This window comes from Sphingomonas sp. RB1R13, assembly GCF_036663775.1.
GTDB lineage: Bacteria > Pseudomonadota > Alphaproteobacteria > Sphingomonadales > Sphingomonadaceae > Sphingomicrobium.
The window spans coordinates 1-1,240 of sequence record NZ_JAXOJM010000059.1; the positions used below are offsets into that span (position 1 = coordinate 1).

Consider the following 1,240-nt stretch of genomic DNA (forward strand, 5'->3'; position numbering starts at 1 on the left):
GATTTCGACCCCGCGCACCGTCGCGTCCGGGCCGTTGATCGACTGCGAGATCGAGAAGATGGCAGGCTGGCCGGTGGTCGGGTCGACCACGCCGTTCACCGTCTGGCGGGTCACGCCGTTGACGATGAAGTTGCTGACATTCTTCAGGAAGAAGTCGACCGAAAGGTACGAGTTACGCTGATAATACCATTCGGCGGCCAGATCGTAATTGTCCGCCAGATAGGGCTTCAGCTGCGGATTGCCGCCGCTGCCCGACAGCGCGCCGACACGCTGGCCGTTGCCGATGCTCAGCACCGGGCTGAGCAGGGTGAGGCCCGGACGGGTCAGCGTGCGCGAGGCGTCGAAGCGCAACTGCAGCTTGTCCGTCACTTCCAGACGCAGGTCGAGCGTCGGGAGCATGTAGGAATAGTTGTTCTTGCCGATCACCTGCTGGGTGTCGACGGGGAATAGGATCGACAACAGGGTCGGGTCCGCTGCGCTTTGGGCAATGCTAATGGGCTGACGGCCCTGCCCTGCCGAAGTCAGGTGCGTATTCTCGTTCCGCAGGCCGACCGCGATATGCAGCGGCATATTGGCGACCTGCGCCTCGATCTGCGCGCTGAAGAACAGCGACCAGGTCTTTTCCTGGATGGTACGAACCGAGTTCGGGTCGATCGCCTGATCGAAGGCGCCGGTGAAGCCGTTGACCCCGCCGCCATAGTTGAAGCCCGGTACATTCTGCGCCTGCGGATTGCCCAGGCCGGTCAGGTAATTCTGATAGGCCTGCGGGCTGTAGATCAGGACCGATGGCGGCAGGCTGCCCTGGAAACCGGGAATGAAGTTGTTGAGGCTGATCGCCCCCTGATACAGGTTAGAGGGCAGCGGCGCGATGCCGGTGTTGCGACCCGACGGCGAACCATAACCGGCATAGGCCTGCCAGTAATTGTTGGTGAAGGTGCTGGCATTCTGCTGGTAGAATTTGTCGTCGACATACTGACCGCCCGCCTTCAGCGTCAGATTGTCTTCCTTCCAGGTCGCCACCGCACGGAATTGCTTCAGGTCGTCGGTATTCTTCTGGGTCTGGAGCACGGTGACGTGCGACCCGATCAGCGCCGGATCGGCCCAGCGACCGCCATTCCCGGCGGGACCGAAATTGCTGATCGTCGGGAACGACTTGTTGCTGTCGCCCGTGATGTTGAAGCCCAGATTGGTCCCAAGCGCGCCGCCATAGCCGATATCGCCGTTGCTGCTGCCCACGACG

General features: G+C 61.9%; 1 protein-coding gene. It reads right to left on the reverse strand.

Going from position 1 to position 1,240, the window contains the following annotated elements; all coding sequences use genetic code 11:
• The coding region (locus U1700_RS14840; protein WP_332753453.1) for a TonB-dependent receptor domain-containing protein at positions 1 to 1,240 on the reverse strand (1,240 nt) is incomplete at both ends.